This window comes from Leisingera sp. S2M4, from assembly GCF_055398055.1.
The window spans coordinates 2,309,921-2,326,821 of record NZ_AP040861.1; the positions used below are offsets into that span (position 1 = coordinate 2,309,921).

At 66.9% G+C, this 16,901-nt stretch carries 16 protein-coding genes and 1 tRNA gene; 12 read left to right on the forward strand and 5 right to left on the reverse strand.

Annotated features, from left to right (window positions below; translation table 11 throughout):
• Positions 1 to 15 precede the first annotated feature (15 nt).
• The 3 genes from ACZ52D_RS11235 to ACZ52D_RS11245 all read left to right on the forward strand — a co-directional run bounded on the left by ACZ52D_RS11235 (position 16) and on the right by ACZ52D_RS11245 (position 2,825).
• Positions 16 to 1,023, forward strand: a complete 1,008-nt coding sequence (locus ACZ52D_RS11235) for a 4-hydroxythreonine-4-phosphate dehydrogenase PdxA (protein ID WP_464441361.1) — start codon at positions 16 to 18, stop codon at positions 1,021 to 1,023.
• Entirely contained in the window at positions 1,020 to 2,531 is a 1,512-nt protein-coding gene (locus ACZ52D_RS11240) for an aldehyde dehydrogenase (NADP(+)) (RefSeq protein WP_464441362.1), read from the forward strand. The genes ACZ52D_RS11235 and ACZ52D_RS11240 overlap by 4 nt, the downstream gene beginning before the upstream one ends.
• 204 nt (positions 2,532 to 2,735) lie before the next feature.
• Positions 2,736 to 2,825: transfer RNA gene (locus ACZ52D_RS11245), tRNA-Ser, on the forward strand.
• 145 nt (positions 2,826 to 2,970) lie between these two features.
• Here the strand turns inward: ACZ52D_RS11245 and ACZ52D_RS11250 are convergent.
• The gene (locus ACZ52D_RS11250) at positions 2,971 to 3,432 is read right to left on the reverse strand and encodes an Lrp/AsnC family transcriptional regulator (RefSeq protein WP_369926842.1); all 462 of its coding nucleotides are present in this window, start codon (positions 3,430 to 3,432) and stop codon (positions 2,971 to 2,973) included.
• Positions 3,433 to 3,607: 175 nt separating this feature from the next.
• Here ACZ52D_RS11250 and ACZ52D_RS11255 point away from each other — a divergent pair, with 175 nt between their 5' ends.
• From ACZ52D_RS11255 to ACZ52D_RS11265, 3 genes are read left to right on the forward strand one after another with little or no spacing between them, the layout of a single operon-like run.
• On the forward strand, positions 3,608 to 4,648 hold the full coding sequence (locus ACZ52D_RS11255; protein ID WP_464441363.1) for a pyridoxal-phosphate dependent enzyme: 1,041 nt from the start codon (positions 3,608 to 3,610) through the stop codon (positions 4,646 to 4,648).
• The gene (locus ACZ52D_RS11260; RefSeq protein WP_464441364.1) at positions 4,641 to 5,801 is read left to right on the forward strand and encodes a M24 family metallopeptidase; all 1,161 of its coding nucleotides are present in this window, start codon (positions 4,641 to 4,643) and stop codon (positions 5,799 to 5,801) included. Before ACZ52D_RS11255 ends, ACZ52D_RS11260 begins: the two co-directional genes overlap by 8 nt.
• Before the next feature lies 1 nt (position 5,802).
• The gene (locus ACZ52D_RS11265) at positions 5,803 to 6,549 is read left to right on the forward strand and encodes a maleate cis-trans isomerase family protein (protein WP_464441365.1); all 747 of its coding nucleotides are present in this window, start codon (positions 5,803 to 5,805) and stop codon (positions 6,547 to 6,549) included.
• Between the two features lie 119 nt (positions 6,550 to 6,668).
• Here the strand turns inward: ACZ52D_RS11265 and ACZ52D_RS11270 are convergent, their stop codons facing one another.
• Genes ACZ52D_RS11270 through ACZ52D_RS11285 form a run of 4 tightly spaced genes read right to left on the reverse strand, consistent with a single transcriptional unit; the run spans position 6,669 to position 10,905 of the window.
• Complete coding sequence (locus tag ACZ52D_RS11270) at positions 6,669 to 7,451, reverse strand: arginine deiminase family protein (protein ID WP_464441366.1); 783 nt, start codon at positions 7,449 to 7,451, stop codon at positions 6,669 to 6,671.
• A 3-nt stretch (positions 7,452 to 7,454) separates the two neighbouring features.
• Positions 7,455 to 9,062 (reverse strand): 5-guanidino-2-oxopentanoate decarboxylase, encoded by a 1,608-nt coding sequence (locus ACZ52D_RS11275; protein ID WP_464441367.1) that lies wholly within the window; start codon positions 9,060 to 9,062, stop codon positions 7,455 to 7,457.
• Complete coding sequence (locus tag ACZ52D_RS11280; RefSeq protein ID WP_464441368.1) at positions 9,059 to 10,243, reverse strand: pyridoxal phosphate-dependent aminotransferase; 1,185 nt, start codon at positions 10,241 to 10,243, stop codon at positions 9,059 to 9,061. The genes ACZ52D_RS11275 and ACZ52D_RS11280 overlap by 4 nt, the downstream gene beginning before the upstream one ends.
• A complete protein-coding gene (locus ACZ52D_RS11285; RefSeq protein WP_464441369.1) occupies positions 10,240 to 10,905 on the reverse strand; it encodes a TetR/AcrR family transcriptional regulator in 666 nt (221 codons plus the stop codon). Before ACZ52D_RS11285 ends, ACZ52D_RS11280 begins: the two co-directional genes overlap by 4 nt.
• A gap of 94 nt (positions 10,906 to 10,999) precedes the next feature.
• Between ACZ52D_RS11285 and ACZ52D_RS11290 the strand changes: the two genes are divergently transcribed.
• The 6 genes from ACZ52D_RS11290 (at position 11,000) to ACZ52D_RS11315 (ending at position 16,898) form a co-directional block, all read left to right on the forward strand.
• Positions 11,000 to 11,797, forward strand: coding sequence for an ABC transporter ATP-binding protein (locus tag ACZ52D_RS11290; protein WP_464441370.1), 798 nt, complete (start codon positions 11,000 to 11,002; stop codon positions 11,795 to 11,797).
• A gap of 44 nt (positions 11,798 to 11,841) precedes the next feature.
• Positions 11,842 to 12,606 (forward strand): transporter substrate-binding domain-containing protein, encoded by a 765-nt coding sequence (locus ACZ52D_RS11295; protein WP_464441371.1) that lies wholly within the window; start codon positions 11,842 to 11,844, stop codon positions 12,604 to 12,606.
• A gap of 9 nt (positions 12,607 to 12,615) precedes the next feature.
• Complete coding sequence (locus ACZ52D_RS11300) at positions 12,616 to 13,362, forward strand: ABC transporter permease (protein WP_464441372.1); 747 nt, start codon at positions 12,616 to 12,618, stop codon at positions 13,360 to 13,362.
• On the forward strand, positions 13,359 to 14,120 hold the full coding sequence (locus ACZ52D_RS11305) for an ABC transporter permease (RefSeq protein WP_222454997.1): 762 nt from the start codon (positions 13,359 to 13,361) through the stop codon (positions 14,118 to 14,120). Before ACZ52D_RS11300 ends, ACZ52D_RS11305 begins: the two co-directional genes overlap by 4 nt.
• A 383-nt stretch (positions 14,121 to 14,503) precedes the next feature.
• Positions 14,504 to 15,628 carry an extracellular solute-binding protein gene (locus tag ACZ52D_RS11310; RefSeq protein ID WP_464441373.1) on the forward strand — a complete coding sequence of 375 codons (1,125 nt, stop codon included), beginning with the start codon at positions 14,504 to 14,506 and terminating at the stop codon, positions 15,626 to 15,628.
• A gap of 157 nt (positions 15,629 to 15,785) precedes the next feature.
• Entirely contained in the window at positions 15,786 to 16,898 is a 1,113-nt protein-coding gene (locus ACZ52D_RS11315; RefSeq protein ID WP_464441374.1) for an ABC transporter ATP-binding protein, read from the forward strand.
• The last annotated feature ends 3 nt before the right edge of the window (positions 16,899 to 16,901 follow it).

A 16,901-nucleotide genomic window follows, 5' to 3' on the forward strand; every position in this document is an offset into this window, starting at 1 on the left:
CGAAACGGAGTAGACATGTCCCCAAGGATTGGACTCATCCCCGGTGACCCCAGCGGCATCGGGCCGGAACTGGTTGCCCGGCTGCTGGCCGAGGACTGCATCGCCGAGGCCGAGGTGCTGCTGATCGGCGACCGCCATGTGTTTGAACTGGGCCAGGCGCAGGCCGGGCTGTCCCACGAGATGACGGCGGTGGATGCCGCCACCACGGACTGGACCGGGGTGGACGGGCTGGCGCTGCACGAGATGCAGACCCTGACGCCGGACGAGGTGGTGCTGGCCGAAAGCACCGAGGCCTCGGGCCGTTCGACCCTGCGGGTGCTGGATCAGGCGCTGGACTTCGTGCAGCAGGGGGTGATCGACGCAATTGTCTTTGCGCCGTTCAACAAGGCGTCGATGCATATGGCCGGGATCGGCCATTCGGACGAGCTGCATTACATGGCCGAAAAGCTGGGCGTCAGCGGCTATATCTCGGAGCTGAACACGCTGGACGGCATGTGGACCAGCCGGGTGACCAGCCATATCGCGCTGAAGGACGTGGCGGATGCCATCGACGCGCACCGTATCGAGGAGGCGACCCATCTGATTGACCGCACCCTGCGCCGGGCCGGCTATGCGCGGCCGCGCATCGCGGTGGCGGCGCTGAACCCGCATGCGGGCGACGGCGGCAACTTCGGCCGCGAGGAGATCGACGTGATCGAACCGGCCGTGCGCAAACTGGCAGGCGGCCAGATGGCGGTGACCGGGCCGCTGCCGTCGGACACGGTGTTCCTGAAGGTGACCCGCGGCGAGATCGACGCGGTGGTGACCATGTATCACGACCAGGGCCAGATCGCGCTGAAGCTGTTGGGGTTTGACCGCGGGGTGACGGTGCAGGGCGGGCTGCCGGTGCCGGTGACCACCCCGGCGCATGGCACCGCCTTTGACATCGCGGGCCGCGGCGAGGCGGACGTGGGCGCCACCCGCGCCGCCTTCGAGATCGCCTGCAGGATGGTCAGCAACTGGGAACAGGAGAGCGCGGCATGAGCTTTGAACCGCATGGCAAACATCTGATCGCGGGCGAATGGATCGCCCACAGCGAGACCTTCCGCTCGGAGCCCGCGAGCGGCCCGGCACATGCCTTCAGCCGCGGCACCCCGGCGCTGGTGGAGCAGGCCTGCGAGGCCGCCGAGGCGGCGTTCTGGAGCTACGGGTACAGCAGCCGCGCCGAGCGCGCCGCCTTCCTCAACGCCATTGCTGACGAGATCGAGGCCCGCGGCGACGCGATCACCGAGATCGGCTGCCAGGAGACCGGCCTGCCGCAGGCGCGGCTGGAGGGCGAGCGCGGCCGCACCACCGGCCAGCTTCGGCTGTTTGCCCAGCACATTCTGGAGGGTGCCTATCTCGACCGCCGCCACGACGAAGCTATGCCGGATCGCGCCCCCTTGCCGCGTCCGGATCTGCGCATGGTGCAGCGCCCGATCGGCCCGGTTGCGGTGTTCGGCGCGTCGAACTTCCCGCTGGCGTTCTCCACCGCGGGCGGTGACACGGCGGCGGCACTGGCGGCGGGCTGCCCGGTGGTGGTCAAGGGCCACTCCGCCCATCCCGGCACCGGCGAGATCGTCGCCGAGGCGGTGCATGCGGCGGTGCAGAAATGCGGCATGCCGACCGGGGTCTTCTCGCTGATCCAGGGCGGCAAGCGCGATGTCGGCCAGGCGCTGGTGCAGCATCCCTTCATCAAGGCGGTGGGCTTTACCGGCTCGCTGGCCGGGGGGCGGGCGCTGTTTGACCTCTGCGCGCAGCGGCCCGAGCCGATCCCCTTCTTCGGCGAGCTGGGCAGCGTCAACCCGATGTTCGTACTGCCCGAGGCCGCGGCCGCCCGCGGTGCCGAGATCGGCGCGGGCTGGGCGGCCTCGCTGACCATGGGGGCGGGGCAGTTCTGCACCAACCCCGGCGTTGCCGTGGTGCCCGCGGGGGCGGCAGGCGATGCGCTGGTGCAGGCCGCCGCCGCCGCGCTGGAGCAGGCGCCGGAGCAGGTCATGCTGACCGACGGCATCGCGCAGGCCTACCGCGACGGCAAGGCGCGCCTTGACGCTGCGGGTATGGTGCGCCCGGTGCTGGTCACGGACAGCGCGGGGCGCTGCGCGCGGCCCAACCTCTATGAAACCACGGCCGAGGCCTACCTGCAGGACCACAGCCTGGGCGAGGAAGTCTTTGGCCCGCTGGGGCTGGTGGTCCGGGTGGCGGATGCAGGCCAGATGGAGACCCTGGCACGCGGGTTGGAGGGTCAGCTGACCGTGACCCTGCACATGGACGAGGGCGACACGGATGCCGCCCGCGCGCTGTTGCCGATCGCTGAGCGCAAGGCAGGACGGGTGCTGGTCAACGGCTTTCCCACCGGGGTCGAGGTGGCTGACAGCATGGTGCATGGCGGGCCTTACCCGGCCTCGACCAATTTCGGCGCCACCTCGGTCGGCACGCTGTCGATCCGGCGTTTCCTGCGCCCGGTGTGCTATCAGAACCTGCCGGAGGCGCTGGTGCCTGCGGATCTGTGATCTGCGGTCAGTCGGCCACGAAAGGGGAAGGCCCGCGCAGCCCGCGCGGGCCTTCTTCATGTTCATCGGGGCGGCACTGCGCAGAGACCCTCGCAGGGGGAGCGAGCCTTCGGGAAACACCGGGAAATCCACACGTTTGCGGGCGGCAAAGAAAATTGAAAAAACGCCTTGTCTCTCCGGGCGGTGGGTCATATACGGGTCAGCGGAGACGTGGCCGAGTGGTCGAAGGCGCTCCCCTGCTAAGGGAGTAGGCGGGAAACCGTCTCGAGGGTTCGAATCCCTTCGTCTCCGCCATAAATCATTGATTTTCATGTGTACTATGGCGCCGCTCGGATGAGCCGCGGTTGATTTGGCGTGTCACGCCGTTCCTGGGTGGAAGCCGGGAGCGTCAGCATCCGCAGGTTGGGCAAGCCGCAAGGGCGAGCAGCGCCGGGGTGTCTCACGCGGGGGCAACGGGCAGGGCGAACCCTGCCTTCACGCGATCCATCACGGCACTGGTTCTGAACTTCAGGACGTTCTCGTCGGCAAAGAAATGACGGCGGGTGAAGGCTTCGTAGTCGGCCATGCTCTCGGCCGAAAGGATCAGGACAAAATCAGCGTCGCCGGTGACGTAGTAGCATTGCATCACTTCCGGTGCGGCGACCATGCGGGCCTTGAAATCGTCGATGTCGCCGAGCCGTTCGTTCTGCAGGGAGACCTCGACGATCAGCAGGAGCTCCCTGCCGACGGATTTCGGCTCGAGGATGGCGATCTCGGCTTCGATGATCCCCGAGGCGCGGAGCTTGGCGAGCCGTTTGCGGCAGGCGTCCGGGGACAGGCCGACGGTGGTCGACAGGGCCTCGGCCGTCAATCGGGCGTTGCCCTGAATGGCATTGAGAATGAGCGCGTCGAATCTGTCCATCTTGCGAGAGTGTCCGAAATTCGGCCGCAGGGGAAGTTGTGACCGGCCTTCGATCCGAACTTCGGCCCTGTAGGCGTATCCCGGTCCTGATAACGGCGCAGATTGGGTGGAATGATCCGATTAAGATCCCGCCCCCGCTGATATGCTGACCGTCAGGAAATCAGGGGGCGTATCCATGGCAAACATCCTGCAGAACCCGTGGCGCGGCAGAGGGCTTGATCTGAAGGCCCCGATGCCAAGCGTTGAGGCGCAATCGGTGCTGGAGCTTCTCGGCCGTTGCCCGGCCTATGCGGCCACGCCGCTGCTCTCCGTGCCGGAACTGGCCAGACGGGCGCAGGTTTCGGAGGTCTGGCTGAAGGACGAACGCGACCGCATGGGGCTGGGCAGTTTCAAGGCGCTGGGTGCGGCCCATGTCATCGCGCGCGCGGCGGCGGCTCGTGGCGGCGATATCAAGCACGCGCTTGCCGACCGCTGTTTCGTGACTGCCAGTGCCGGCAATCATGGGCTGTCGGTTGCGGCGGGCGCGGCGCAGTTCGGCGCGCGGGCGATTGTCTATCTTGCGACGACCGTGCCCGACAGTTTTGCGGATCGGCTGCGGGCCAAGGGGGCGGAGGTCGTCGTCGAAGGCGCGGATTACGCTGCCAGCATGGCGGCGGCCGAGGCCGCTGCCGAGGCGCACGGCTGGACGCTGCTGTCCGACAGTTCCTGGCCCGACTATGTCGACCTCCCCGGCCAGGTGATGCAGGGCTATCTCGCGCTCGCCGCCGAGGTGACCGCGCAACTGGCGGAGCCGCCGACGCATATTCTGCTTCAGGCCGGAGTGGGCGGCTTGGCGGCCGCCGCCGCTGCCTGGTTCCGCCACACTTGGGGTCGCGCGCCGCAGATCATCGTTGTTGAACCCGACGCGGCACCGGCGCTGATTGAAAGTATCCGCGCGGGCAGGGTCGTTGAAACGCAGGGACCGGTGTCCGCGATGGGGCGGCTGGATTGCAAGACCCCCTCGTTGATCGCGCTGAATGGGCTGGCGCGGGACGCGGATCTTTTCGTCACCCTCTCAGAGGACGAAGCGGCGGAAGGCATTGCCGCGCTTGCCGACTGCGGGGTGGCCACCTCGCCCTCGGGCGGCGCCGGGTTGGCGGCAATGCTGGCCGGGCTGGAGATCGGTGCCGAGGCACGGGTGCTGGCCATCCTCAGCGAAGGGGCGACGGATGACTGAGCGATCGCTGATCTTTCCGGCGGCAGAGTATCGCTCCCGCCTGCGGCGTTTGCAGGCGCAGATGGCGCAGGCGGACCTCGATGCGCTGCTGCTCAGCTCGGCGGCGGATGTGTTCTATACCACCGGCTTCCTGACCCGGTTCTGGGAAAGCCCGGCCCGTCCGTGGTTCGTGGTGATCCCGCGTGAGGGAGACCCTGTTGCGGTCATTCCCGCGATCGGCGCGGAGCTGATGGGGCGGACCTGGGTGTCCGAGATCCGGACCTGGAACGCGCCGGATCCGGAGGATGACGGGGTTAGCCTGCTCACGCAGACGCTGCTGGACCTGACACCGCGCAAGGGGCGTGTCGGGTTGCCGATGGGGTTGGAGACCCATCTGAGGATGCCGCTTGCGGATTATCACCGCCTTGTCGGCCTCTTGGGTGACAGGCAGGTGGTGGATGCGACCCGGGCTGTCCAGCGCGTGCGCGAGATCAAGTCCCCGGCAGAGGTGGACCGGATACGCGCGACCTGCGCGATTGCCGCCCGGGCCTTTGCCCGGGTGCCGGAGTTCGCGCAGGCCGGGCAGGGGCTGGACGCGGCTTTCCGCGCCTTTCAGGTCGCGTTGCTGCAGGAGGGAGCGGATTGGGTCAGCTATGTCGCCGGAGGCGCCGGTGCCGGTGGCTATGGCGATGTGATCTCGCCCGCCACGGCCCATCCGCTGGCCCGCGGTGACATATTGATGCTGGACGCGGGGGCCGTGCGCGACGGCTACTTCTGCGACTTTGACCGCAACTATTCGGTGGGCCCTGCCAGCGCCTCGGCCCGGCGCATGCACGAGGCGCTGTGGGAGGCAACGGAGGTCGCGCTCGACGCCCTGCGGCCGGGCATGCGGGCTGCGGACGTGCACCGGCTGATGGCAGAGGCGCTGCGCAAAAAGGGGTATGAGCCCGCCAGCGGTCGCCTTGGCCATGGGCTTGGGGTTACGCTCACGGAATGGCCCTCCTTCACGCCGCAGGATGTGACGGAGCTGCGCGAGGGCATGGTGCTGACGCTTGAGCCGGGGGTGTTCGGCCCGGACGGGGTCGGGCTGGTGCATGAGGAAAACATCGTTCTGGGCGCGCAAGGGGCCGAGCTTCTCTCGCCCCGTGCGCCCTATCATCTGCCGGAGATCTGACGTGTCCCATTTCCACTGTGACCTCTCCGATAGCCCGCTGCCGCGACTTGGGGTGCTGGTGCTGGAGAATGATGAAACGCTTGAAGAGGACCTGCGCCGAATCTTCCCGCCGGAGGTCGCGCGCCTCCACGTGAGCCGGGTTCCCTCGCGCGCCGAGCTTAATCCCGAGACCCTGCAGGCGATGGAGGCCACCATTCCGGCGGCGGCCGATCTGTTGCCGAAAGCGCCGCGTTATGCTGCGGTTGGATATGGCTGTACCTCGGGCGCGATGATGATCGGGGCGGACCGGGTGCGCGAATTGGTGTCGGAGGCCGCGCTGACGGATAGCGTCACGGAGCCGTTCACTGCAACGCTGAAGGCGCTCGAGGTGACAGGTGTGCGGCGGCTGGGCCTGATCTCTCCCTATATTGAAACCGTGGCGGCGCCGTTGCAGCGGGCCCTGGAGGCGCAGGGGATCGTGGTGCCGCACAGCCTGTCATTCGGCGAGGAGCAGGAGCCGACGGTCGCCCGCATCTCGCCGCAATCGCTGATGGATGCCGCCGGGGCGATCGCTCAGGAGGGCGAAATCGATGGCATCTTCCTGTCCTGCACCAATCTGCGCACGCTGGATATCATTCCCACGTTGGAGGATACCCTGGGCCTTCCGGTGCTCAGCTCAAATCAGACCCTTGCCTGGCATATGGCCACCCTTTCCGGCGTGGTCGGTCAGGCCGTCGGGCCGGGAAGGCTGTGGCGCTTGCGCCCCTAAAGTCTGCCGGGCTGAAATGATGCCGGTCGCTGCCCGGCCATGCTGTGGCGTTCCCGCTGCGCAAGGGAGGGGGCGTGGGGTCCGGCTGATCCCAGCCGGACCCGGGTCGTTTTCGCGCTTCAGAAGCGCAGCGACAGGCAGGACATGCCGCCGTCGAGCAGGGCGCAGTCGGTGTTGTCGATCTCCACGATCTCATACCCTGCCTTGTCTAGTATCTCGGCGGTGCGCGGGAAGCCCGCGGCCATCAGCACCAGATTGTTGAAGCGGATCGCGTTGGCGGCGGCTTCCTCTCCCTCGGCCACGTGGAGAACCCGGTAGCCCTCGAAACAGCCCGAGGCATCGAGGCGCTTGGTGGCGAGAATGGTTTCGGCGTCCATCAGTGAACAGTCGGTCTTGAAGTGCAGAACACCGGGGGGCGTGAAGACCTCGCGCAAGCTGTGGCCCCATTCGGCGACGATCTCGGCCAGCTCGGCCACGCCGGCGGCATCGGTGCGGTCGGAGCGGCCGACGAGGATTTCGCGACCGGTGACCAGGATGTCGCCGCCCTCGATATGGCCGGGGCCGGTGGTCTCGCGCACATCGTCGTAGCAGGCCCGCAAGGTCGGAGCCATTTCCGCCACTTCGCCCAGTCGCGAGGGTGCGCCGGGGCGCATCAGGATGGCACCCTGCGGCAGGCACAGGGCGGTGTCCTCGACGAACTGCGCGTCGGGAAAAGCCTCCAGCGGCGGCAATTCGATCACCTCCGCGCCGGTGCTGCGCAGCGCGCTCACATAGGCGGCGTGGGCGGCCAGCATGCCTTCGAGGTCCGGGTTGCCCATGTCCTCGGCCCGCAGGCCATCGGCGATGCTGGACGCGGGGCGGCGGGTGATGGCGCGGGCGAATTCATATGAAGGGTTCTGCATGGCTTACTCCTGTCCCGGCGCGGCGGCGGGGATATCGATTTCCAGAAAGGACGGCGCGTTGAGCGCGCGCGCCCGTGTCAGGGCGGTGGCGATGGCTTCCGGCTCTTGCGGCACGCGCACATGGGCGATGCCGAAGGAACGCGCGGTGGCGGCAAAATCCGGTGGCGTGGGGTCGCAGCCCACCACCGGCACCTCGACCTCCTCCATGGCGGAGGCGATCTCGCCGTAGCCGCGGTTGTTCCAGATCACGAAGGTGACGGGCAGGTTTTCATCCACCGCCGCCATCACTTCGGGCAGGGAGAACTGCGCGCCACCGTCGCCGGTGATGCAGATCACCGGGCTGTCGGGCGCGGCGATGGCGGCGCCGATGGCAGCCGGAATGCCAAAGCCGAGCGCGCCATAGCCGGTGGCGGCATTGAACCAGCCGCCGGGGCGGTCGTGGTCATAGTAGAGGTTGCCGGCATAGATCGGCTGGGTGGAATCGCCCACCATCAGCGCATCCGGCACCGCGTCGCGCATGGCGTTCAGCACCTCGACCTGGCGGCGATAGGCGGGGCCGATTTCCTCGAACGCGGCGGCGCGGGTGGTCTCGGCGCGGGCTGCCCCGCCGGTTTCGCGCGGCTGGGCGGGCAAGGCCGAGCGCAGCGCCGCGGCGGCCGCCTGGGCCTGGCCGGGGATGGTCAGCGCCGCGGGATGGCGGGCCAGCTGATGCGGGCAGATGTCGATGCGGATCAGGTTGCGCATCGCCGCCATCTGGCCGGTGGCATACATGTCGTAGTCGGTCGGTCCCAGCTCGGTGCCGAGCGCCAGCACGCAATCGGCGTCCTCGATCAGCGCGCGCACGGCTTTGAGGCTGGGGCTGGCGGGCACCGACAGCGCATGGCCGTGCATCAGCCCGCGGGCGTTGACGGTCTGCACCACCGGCGCGTCCAGATGCTCTGCCAGCGCGCGCAGCTCGGCGCTGGCGTTCCTGGCACCGCCACCGGCGAGGATCACCACGCGGTCCGCCTGCGCCAGCTGGCTGGCGGCGCGGGCGATCAGTTCCGGGTCCGGGGGCGGCGGGGTGCAGGTCTCGGCCGGGGTGGGGCTGGCGTCCGCGGCGGCACCCGCCACATCCAGCGGGATCTGCACGTGGGTCGGGCCGGGGCGACCGATGGCAAAGGGCGCAAAGGCGGCGGTGAGCGCGTCATCCAGCTCGGCCGGGCGGGCGACATGCTGCGAGGTCAGCGCCACGGTTCCGGCCAGCGCGTGCTGGTCCGGCAGCTCATGCAGGTGTCCGTGCTGGAGGCCGAGCGTTGCGCTGGCGTTGACGCCGGAGACCACCAGCATCGGCACGGAATCTGCGCGTGCCTGGGCCATGGCGGTCAGCGTGTTGGTGAGGCCGGGGCCGGTGATGACAAAGGCCACGCCCGGCTTTCCGCAGGCGCGTGCATAGCCATCGGCCATGAAGCCCGCGCCCTGCTCGTGGCGCGGCGTGACATGGCGAATGCCCGAATTCGCAAGCCCGCGGTAGAGCTCCACCGTGTGCACGCCGGGGATGCCGAAGACGCAGTCCACGCCGCGCGATTTCAGACGGGTGACCAGTGCCTGGCCGACGGTTTCCGTGGTCATGCGACGCTCCGTTTGTTGCGGGCTGCGTGGGCGGTGATCCGGTCGAGCGCGGTGGTGAAATCCGCATCATCTATGGTGAGCGCAACCCGCACCCAGTCGCGCAGGCCGTCGCCAAAGGCGGAGCCGGGCATCACCGCAACCCCGTGGTCCAGCAGGTCCCAGGCATAGGCCTCGCCGTCCATGCCGGTGGCGGAGACGTCGATGAGGGCGAACATGCCGGCCTCGGGACGGTGGACGCGCAGGGCGGTCTCGGTGTGCAGGCGCTGCGCCAGCAGGTCCGCGCGGGCGGCAAAGCGGGCGGCCATGCCCGCAGCCACGGGGGAGCCGTCACGAATCGCCTTTTCGGTCATGTCCGCGATGAAGGGTTGGTTGCCGAACAGCATGGTTTCCGAAACCGGCAGCAGGGCGGTGCAGAAGTCCGCGGGCCCGACGCACCAGCCGCTGCGAAAGCCCGGCGCGGCGTGGGACTTCGAGATCGAGGAGACCGCGATCACCCGGTCGGCCAGCGCCGGGTCGGACAGCGGCGAGACAAAGTCGGAGCCTTCGAAGATCAGGTGCTCGTAGACCTCGTCGGAGATGATCCACAGATCGTGCTGCAGCGCCAGCTGGCCGATCTCCTGCAGATCCCGGGCCGTCAGGATGGCGCCGGTGGGATTGTGCGGGGTGGTCAGCAGGATGGCGCGGCTGCGCGGGGTGAGGCGGGCGGCGATGTCGCTGGCCTGAATGCGAAAACCCGCCTCCGGGCGCAGCGGCACCGGCACCATGTCGGCGCCGGATGCGCGCACCACGCCCTCGTAGGTGGCATACATCGGATCACCCACCAGCACCTCGTCGCCGGCCTCGGCCACGCCTTGCAGCACGGCATAAAGCGCGGTCTGGGTGCCCGGAAAGCACAGGATGTTGTCCGCGCTGAAGGCGCGGCCGCGGCTGGCGCTGTAGGTCTCCGCCAGGGCGGCGCGCAGGCCAGCCTCGCCGCGGCCATCGGAATAGCCGGTGCGCCCGGCCTGCATCGCCTGGATGGCGGTGGCGATCAGCTCCTCCGGGGTCTGCACATCCGGTTCGCCGATGGTCATTTCCACCACGTCGGCACCGGATTCGGCCAGTTGCCGGGCTTTCAGATGCACCTCCCACTTGCCGCCGCCGAGACCGGCCAGGCGCTTGGTGACTGCTGTCAGTTTCATGGCTGTTCCGCCTCTTGTTCCAGATCCAATCCGATGATGGCGGCAACCGATTGCCGCCCGATGTCTGCCAGTTCCCCGGCTGCAAAGGCGTCGGGCAGGGCACCGCCTTCGAGCCACAGCCCGTCGATCACCGCGTTGCAGGCGATGGCCAGGCGGCGCTGGCGGGCCGGGTCCGCGTGCCGGCCTGCCTCGGCCAGGGCGGCGGCGATCAGCCCCTGCAGATGGTCGCGGAAATAGGCGTAGGTGCGCTCGTGCGTTGCCTTCATCTGCGGATCCTGCTGCACCTTGTTGAGGAAGCTGGCCCAGAGCGCGATGGCGCGCGGATCCACCACCGGCGGCGTCAGCGAGGCGTTGACGAAGGCGATCAGCCGCTGGCGCGCGCTGTCGGTCCGCGCGGCATCGTCGGGCAGGGCGCTGGCGGGGGCCATGGTCTGATCGGTCATCGCCGTCATGTGGTGCTCATAGGCGGCGATGATCAGCTCTTCCTTGGAACTGAAATAATGCCGGATCAGCCCCTGGGTGACATTGGCGCGCTCGGCGATGGCGCGCACGGTGGCACCGCGGACGCCGTTTTCCGCCACCAGGTCCAGGGTGGCGAGAATCAGCGCCTGCTTCCGCGCCTCGGCGGATTCGCGTTTGAATTTGCGGCGCTCGTCGGTCACCTCGGCTCCTGTTTTGGCTGTGAGGAAATTATACACTTGAATAATTACGCGAGTCGCGGCTTACTGCAATCGGAAAATTCAGGAAGACGCATCAATGGACACAGCCACAGCAGACGCCGCCAGCCCAGAGATCGAGACGCGCCCCGAGGCGATCCGGGTTGCCGGGCTGCACAAGTCGTTCGGCGATCTGGAGGTTCTGAAGGGGGTGTCGCTGACGGCGCGGCAGGGCGATGTGGTGGCGATCATCGGCGGCTCGGGCTCGGGCAAGTCGACGATGCTGCGCTGCATCAATTTCCTCGAGACGCCGAGCGCCGGGCAGATTGTCATCGGCGGCGAGGAGGTCGCGATGCGGCCCGATGGCAGCCCGGCGAACCAGAAGCAGATCGAGCGCATCCGCACCCGGCTGGCGATGGTGTTCCAGCAGTTCAACCTGTGGACCCACCGCACCCTGCTGGAAAACGTGATCGAGGTGCCGGTGCATGTGCTGAAGACGCCGCGCGCCGAGGCCGAGGCCCGCGCCCGCCAATTGCTGGAGCGGGTCGGGCTGGCGGGGCGCGAGGACACCTATCCTGCCTATCTGTCCGGGGGTCAGCAGCAGCGCGCGGCGATTGCGCGGGCGCTGGCGGTGGACCCGTCGGCGATGCTGTTCGACGAGCCGACCTCGGCGCTGGACCCGGAGCTGGTGGGCGAGGTGCTGACGGTGATCCGCGATCTGGCCGCCGAGGGGCGCACCATGCTGCTGGTCACCCATGAGATGAAATTCGCCCGCGAGGTCGCGAACCACGTAGTTTACCTTTACCAGGGCCGCATCGAAGAGCAGGGACCGCCTGCCGAGGTCTTTGGCAATCCGCAGTCAGAGCGGCTGAAGCAGTTCCTGAGTTCGGTCGCCTGACACCCCCACCGCAACGCAAAATAAAAACCAACTGGGAGAATGACATGAAACTGACATCACTGCTTGCCGCTGCCACCGCAGCCTCGGCACTGTTTGCCGGTGCCGCCGCGGCCGAACAGGTCAAGATCGGCATCGCCGCTGAGCCCTATCCGCCGTTTGCGGCGCCCGACAGCTCCGGCAACTGGAGCGGCTGGGAGGTCGAGATCATCGATGCGGTCTGCGCCGCGGCGGAGCTGGACTGCGTCATCACCCCGGTGGCCTGGGATGGCATTATCCCGTCGCTGACCGGCCAGCAGATCGACGCCATCATGGCCTCGATGTCGATCACCGAGGAGCGGATGAAGACGATCGATTTCACCGATCCCTATTACAACACCCCGGCGGTGATCGTGGCGGACAAGTCGATGGACATCGAACCCACCCCGGAGTCGCTGGCGGGCAAGATACTGGGCATCCAGGCCTCGACCACCCACCAGGCCTATGCGCAGGCGCATTTCGGTAATGCCGAGCTGAAGGTCTACCAAACCCAGGACGAGGCCAACCAGGACCTCGTTGCAGGCCGCATCGATGCGACCCAGGCGGACAGCATCGCGATGGCGGATTTCGTGAACTCCGACACCGGCGGCTGCTGCGAGATCAAGGGCGCGGTGGCGGATGATCCGGCCATCCTGGGCCGCGGCGTGGGCGCAGGCGTGCGCAAGGGCGACGATGATCTGCGCGAGGCGCTGAACAAGGGCATCGCGGCCATCCTGGCCGACGGCACCCACGAGAAGATCACCGCCAAATACTTCACCACCAGCATCTACTAAGGCGCTGACGTGACCGGACTGCTTGAACTTTTGGGCCTTGGCGCCAGCTCAGAGCTGCTGTCGCTGTCAGGCTGGGGCGGCAACCTTCTGCGGGGGCTTGTCAATTCCTTGCAGATCGCTTTTGGCGCCTTTGGCATGGGGCTGGTGATCGGGCTGTTCGGAGCCTATGGCAAACTCTACGGCGGGAAGGTCACGCGTGATCTTCTCGCCATCTACACCACGGTGATCCGGGCGGTGCCGGAACTGGTGCTGATCCTGATCCTCTATTACGTGGGCAGCGATATCATCAACAAGATCTCCGCCGCGATGGGCGGCGGCCGGGTCGAGATCAACGGTGTTGCGGCGGGCATCTGGGTGCTGGGCGTGGTGCAGGGGGCCTATGCCACCGAAGTGCTGCGCGGCGCCATCAAGGCGGTGCCGACGGGCCAGATCGAGGCGGCGAAATCCTATGGCATGCCGGCCTTCATGATCATGCGCCGGGTGACGATCCCGGCGATGATGAGCTTTGCGGTGCCGGGGCTGGCGAACCTGTGGCTGATCGCCACCAAGGACACCGCGCTGTTGGCGGTGGTCGGCTTCAACGAGCTGACGCTGGAGACCCGGCAGGCGGCCAGCAGCACGCGGGCCTATTTCACCTTTTTCCTTGCGGCAGGCGCGCTCTACCTGATGGTGACGCTGTGTTCCGGCGTGGTCTTTGCCCGGATCGAAAAATGGGCGCGCCGCGGCCAGCCCTCGCTGAAGGGGGGCACGGCATGACCAGTGTGAAGGCGCTGATGCAGCCGCACCGCATCGTGATGATGCTGATTTTTGCCGCACTTGTGGTCTGGTGCGCGCTGTCTCTGCGCTGGGACTGGATCCCGCAGTATGCGCCGCTGGCGCTGGAGGGGTTGTGGACCACCATCTGGATCCTGGCGGTGTCGACCTTCCTCGGCTTTCTGCTGGCGGTGCCGCTGGGGCTCGCGCAGGCCATCGGCCCCTGGTACCTGTCGATCCCGGCGCGCACCTTCTGCACCATCATCCGCGGCACGCCGCTGCTGCTGCAGATCTGGCTGCTGTATTACGGGCTGGGCTCCCTGTTTCCGCAGTTCCCCTGGATCCGCGGGTCCGAGCTGTGGCCCTATCTGCGGCAGGCCTGGCCCTATGCGGTGCTGGCGCTGACGCTGTCCTATGCGGGCTATGAGGGCGAGGTGATGCGCGGTGCCTTTTCCGGTGTGGCCAAGGGCCAGCTGGAGGCAGCCAAGTCCTTTGGCATGCCGCGTTTCACCATGTTCCGCCGGATCTGGCTGCCGCAGGCGGTGCGTAACGTGCTGCCGACGCTGGGCGGCGAGACGATCCTGCAGCTGAAGGCCACACCGCTGGTGGCGACGATCACGGTGGTGGATATCTATGCCGTGTCTTCGCGGGTGCGATCGGACACCTTCATCGTCTATGAGCCGCTCTTGCTGCTGGCCCTGGTCTACCTTGTCATTGCCGGCCTGATTGCCCTCGCGTTCCGCCGGTTCGAGCAGGGCTGAGCCGACACGGCGGCGAAACGGGGGCCTGGTCGTCGGCTGCGCCACCCCCGGTGCGGCCCGTCCTGCGGGCGGGGTCGCGCGGCGGCCTGACGAAATCTTCATCCCTATGGGCAACCAAACCGGCGTGCAGGCCGGTAGGGCGTTGACGCCCTGCGTCGGCAGGCGCAGACTGCTGATACAGTAAGGAATTATCCGAGCCAGCCCGAAATGTTTGCGAAAATTTTGCAAAGCCCTCTGAAACTGGCACCATGTTTTGAAATGTTTCTGGTCAACTGGCCTTATCGGTTTCTGAAACTGTCACTGTCGGTGAAAGACCGGCAACCGCAAGCTTCTGCAACAAACAACAAGAAAAACAAAAATCGATCCATAGGGAGTATTTGGATATGACGATCAAAAGTACACTTTCCCGCCGCGCGGTATTGAAGACCGCGGGTGCTGCGGCACTGGCGGCCCCCTTGTATTCCAAGAGCGCGCTGGCCTCGTCGGGCGAGATCAACATCCTGATGTGGTCGGACTATCTGCCGCCGGAGTTCATTTCCGGCTTTGAATCCGAGACCGGCATCAAGGTGAACTACACCGGCATCGGCTCGAACGAGGAAATCATCAACAAGATGAAGGCCACCAAGGGCCAGGGCTTTGACATCGTCTCGCCGACCAACAACCGCTCGCTGCAGTGGGGGCCGCTGGAACTGCTGAAGCCGTTCGACATGAACAAGGTCAACATCGACGCGGTGAACCCGGCGATGGCCAAGATCGGCACCGACGCCTGGAACTTCGACGGCGCAGGCGTGCATTGGCTGCCGCATATCTGGGGCACCGAGGGCATCGCCTACCGCACCGACAAGTGGCTGCCCGCGGGGGATGCGCCCTCCTACGGCGACGTCTGGTCGGAAGAAAACGCCGGCAAGACCATGGGCCGGGCGCATTCGATGATGCTGGGCGCGGGCCTGTTCATGGAAGCCTCGGGCGAGATGGAACCGGGCTCGATCTGGGCCGCCTACGAGGACGAGGAAACCATGCGCAAGGTCTGGGGCCAGGTCACCGACTGGTGCGTGGCGCGCAAGGACCGGATCAAGCTGATCTGGAACGATGCCGACACCCAAAAGAACGGCCTGCTGAACGAAGGCGTGGTGGTCGGCCAGACCTGGGACGGCCCGCCGCTGGCGCTCAAATCCGCGGGTGAGCCGGTGCACTACCAGGCACCGGTTGAGGGCGCGATGGCCTGGGTCGACGGGATTTCGATGCCGGTCGGCGCCAAGAACGAAGAGCAGGTCTATGCCTTCCTCGACTACGCCTACCGCAAGGAGCCCGCGGGCAAGGCAATCGACAGCCACGGCTACAACTCGCCGGTGCTGGGTGCGGATACCTACTCGGGCGATGTCTACAAGAAGAACTTTGCCGAGGCCTATCCGGGCAACTCGCTGGCCAATCTGAACCCCTGGCCGGCCGAAGCGCCCTGGTATGCCGACGTGCGCACCGAGTTCGTCAACAAGTTCAAGAGCGCCTGATCGCAAGCGCCAGACGTGCAGCTGGTCCCCGTCCAAGGGTGGGGGCCAGTCGTGCCGCGACGGCGCGGTACATTCAATCAACAGCTAGGGGACGCAGGACATGCGGCAACCGGTGGTGCGCCACCGGGCGGTGTTTTGCACCCAGGGGAGAAGCCAAATGAGTGCAGGGGTCGGCGTTGATCTCGAAAACCTCTGGATCCGCTTCGGTGACTTTGTCGCCGTGCGAGATGCCAATGTACACATCAAGGGGGGCGATTTCTTTTCGTTCCTCGGGCCGTCAGGCTGTGGCAAGACCACCATCTTGCGGGCGGTTTCCGGCTTTCTGGACCCCAGCGAGGGGCGGGTACTGATCGGCGGCAACGATATGAAGGGCATTGGCCCCAACAAGCGCCCGACCGCGCTGATCTTCCAGAACCTGGCGCTGTTTCCGCTGATGAAGGTCTGGGAAAACATCACCTTCTCGATGGAGATCAAGGGCGCCTCCGCGCGCGAGCGGCGCAAGCGGGCGGATGAGTTGCTGGACATGATCGCGCTGCCGGGGCAGGGCGACAAGCTGCCCAGCGAACTGTCCGGCGGCCAGCGCCAGCGGGTTGCCATCGCGCGCGCCCTCTGTGCCGAGCCGGACGTGCTGCTGCTGGACGAGCCGCTGTCGGCGCTGGACCTGAAGCTGCGCCAGCACATGCGCACCGAGCTGCGCGAGATCCAGCAGCGGGTCGGCATCACTTTCATCTACATCACCCACGACCAGGGCGAGGCGCTGACCATGTCCGACAGCATCGCGGTGATGAAGGCGGGGGTGATCGACCAGATCGCCGATGGCAAGACCATCTACAACGACCCGGCCACCGCCTTTGCCGCGTCATTCGTGGGCGAAAACAACGTGTTCCGGGGCCGCATCAAGCAGATCATGGGCAATGAGGCGCTGATCGAGACGAACCGTTCCGGCACCCTGCTGGCGCGGATTTCCACCGCCAATCAGGGGCGGATGAAGGCAGGCGACGAAGCGATGATGTTCATCCGCCCGGAAGCGCTTGCGCTGGCAGGCGAGGGGGCGGCGGGGAGCAACATCGTCTCGGCCCGGGTCAACCACGAGGAGTTCGAAGGTAACGTTTTCAACATCTTCATGGAAGGTGACGGCGGCAAGGAACTGAAGGTCTCGATTCCCAATGTGGGGCAGTCCTTTGATGATCACACCGGACAGAACATCACCCTGCAATACGCCACGGAAAACGCCGTTGTCGTGCCCGCGGGTGAGCTGGCCGCGGAATGAGGG

Bases quoted from the DNA above. Each gene is read 5' to 3' on its own strand.
- ACZ52D_RS11290 (WP_464441370.1), top strand. From the start codon at position 11,000: ATGGACACAGCCACAGCAGACGCCGCCAGCCCAGAGATCGAGACGCGC.
- ACZ52D_RS11270 (WP_464441366.1), bottom strand. From the start codon at position 7,451: ATGCAGAACCCTTCATATGAATTCGCCCGCGCCATCACCCGCCGCCCC.
- ACZ52D_RS11250 (WP_369926842.1), bottom strand. From the start codon at position 3,432: ATGGACAGATTCGACGCGCTCATTCTCAATGCCATTCAGGGCAACGCC.
- ACZ52D_RS11240 (WP_464441362.1), top strand. From the start codon at position 1,020: ATGAGCTTTGAACCGCATGGCAAACATCTGATCGCGGGCGAATGGATC.
- ACZ52D_RS11275 (WP_464441367.1), bottom strand. From the start codon at position 9,062: ATGACCACGGAAACCGTCGGCCAGGCACTGGTCACCCGTCTGAAATCG.
- ACZ52D_RS11315 (WP_464441374.1), top strand. From the start codon at position 15,786: ATGAGTGCAGGGGTCGGCGTTGATCTCGAAAACCTCTGGATCCGCTTC.
- ACZ52D_RS11235 (WP_464441361.1), top strand. From the start codon at position 16: ATGTCCCCAAGGATTGGACTCATCCCCGGTGACCCCAGCGGCATCGGG.
- ACZ52D_RS11305 (WP_222454997.1), top strand. From the start codon at position 13,359: ATGACCAGTGTGAAGGCGCTGATGCAGCCGCACCGCATCGTGATGATG.
- ACZ52D_RS11260 (WP_464441364.1), top strand. From the start codon at position 4,641: ATGACTGAGCGATCGCTGATCTTTCCGGCGGCAGAGTATCGCTCCCGC.
- ACZ52D_RS11280 (WP_464441368.1), bottom strand. From the start codon at position 10,243: ATGAAACTGACAGCAGTCACCAAGCGCCTGGCCGGTCTCGGCGGCGGC.
- ACZ52D_RS11255 (WP_464441363.1), top strand. From the start codon at position 3,608: ATGGCAAACATCCTGCAGAACCCGTGGCGCGGCAGAGGGCTTGATCTG.
- ACZ52D_RS11295 (WP_464441371.1), top strand. From the start codon at position 11,842: ATGAAACTGACATCACTGCTTGCCGCTGCCACCGCAGCCTCGGCACTG.
- ACZ52D_RS11310 (WP_464441373.1), top strand. From the start codon at position 14,504: ATGACGATCAAAAGTACACTTTCCCGCCGCGCGGTATTGAAGACCGCG.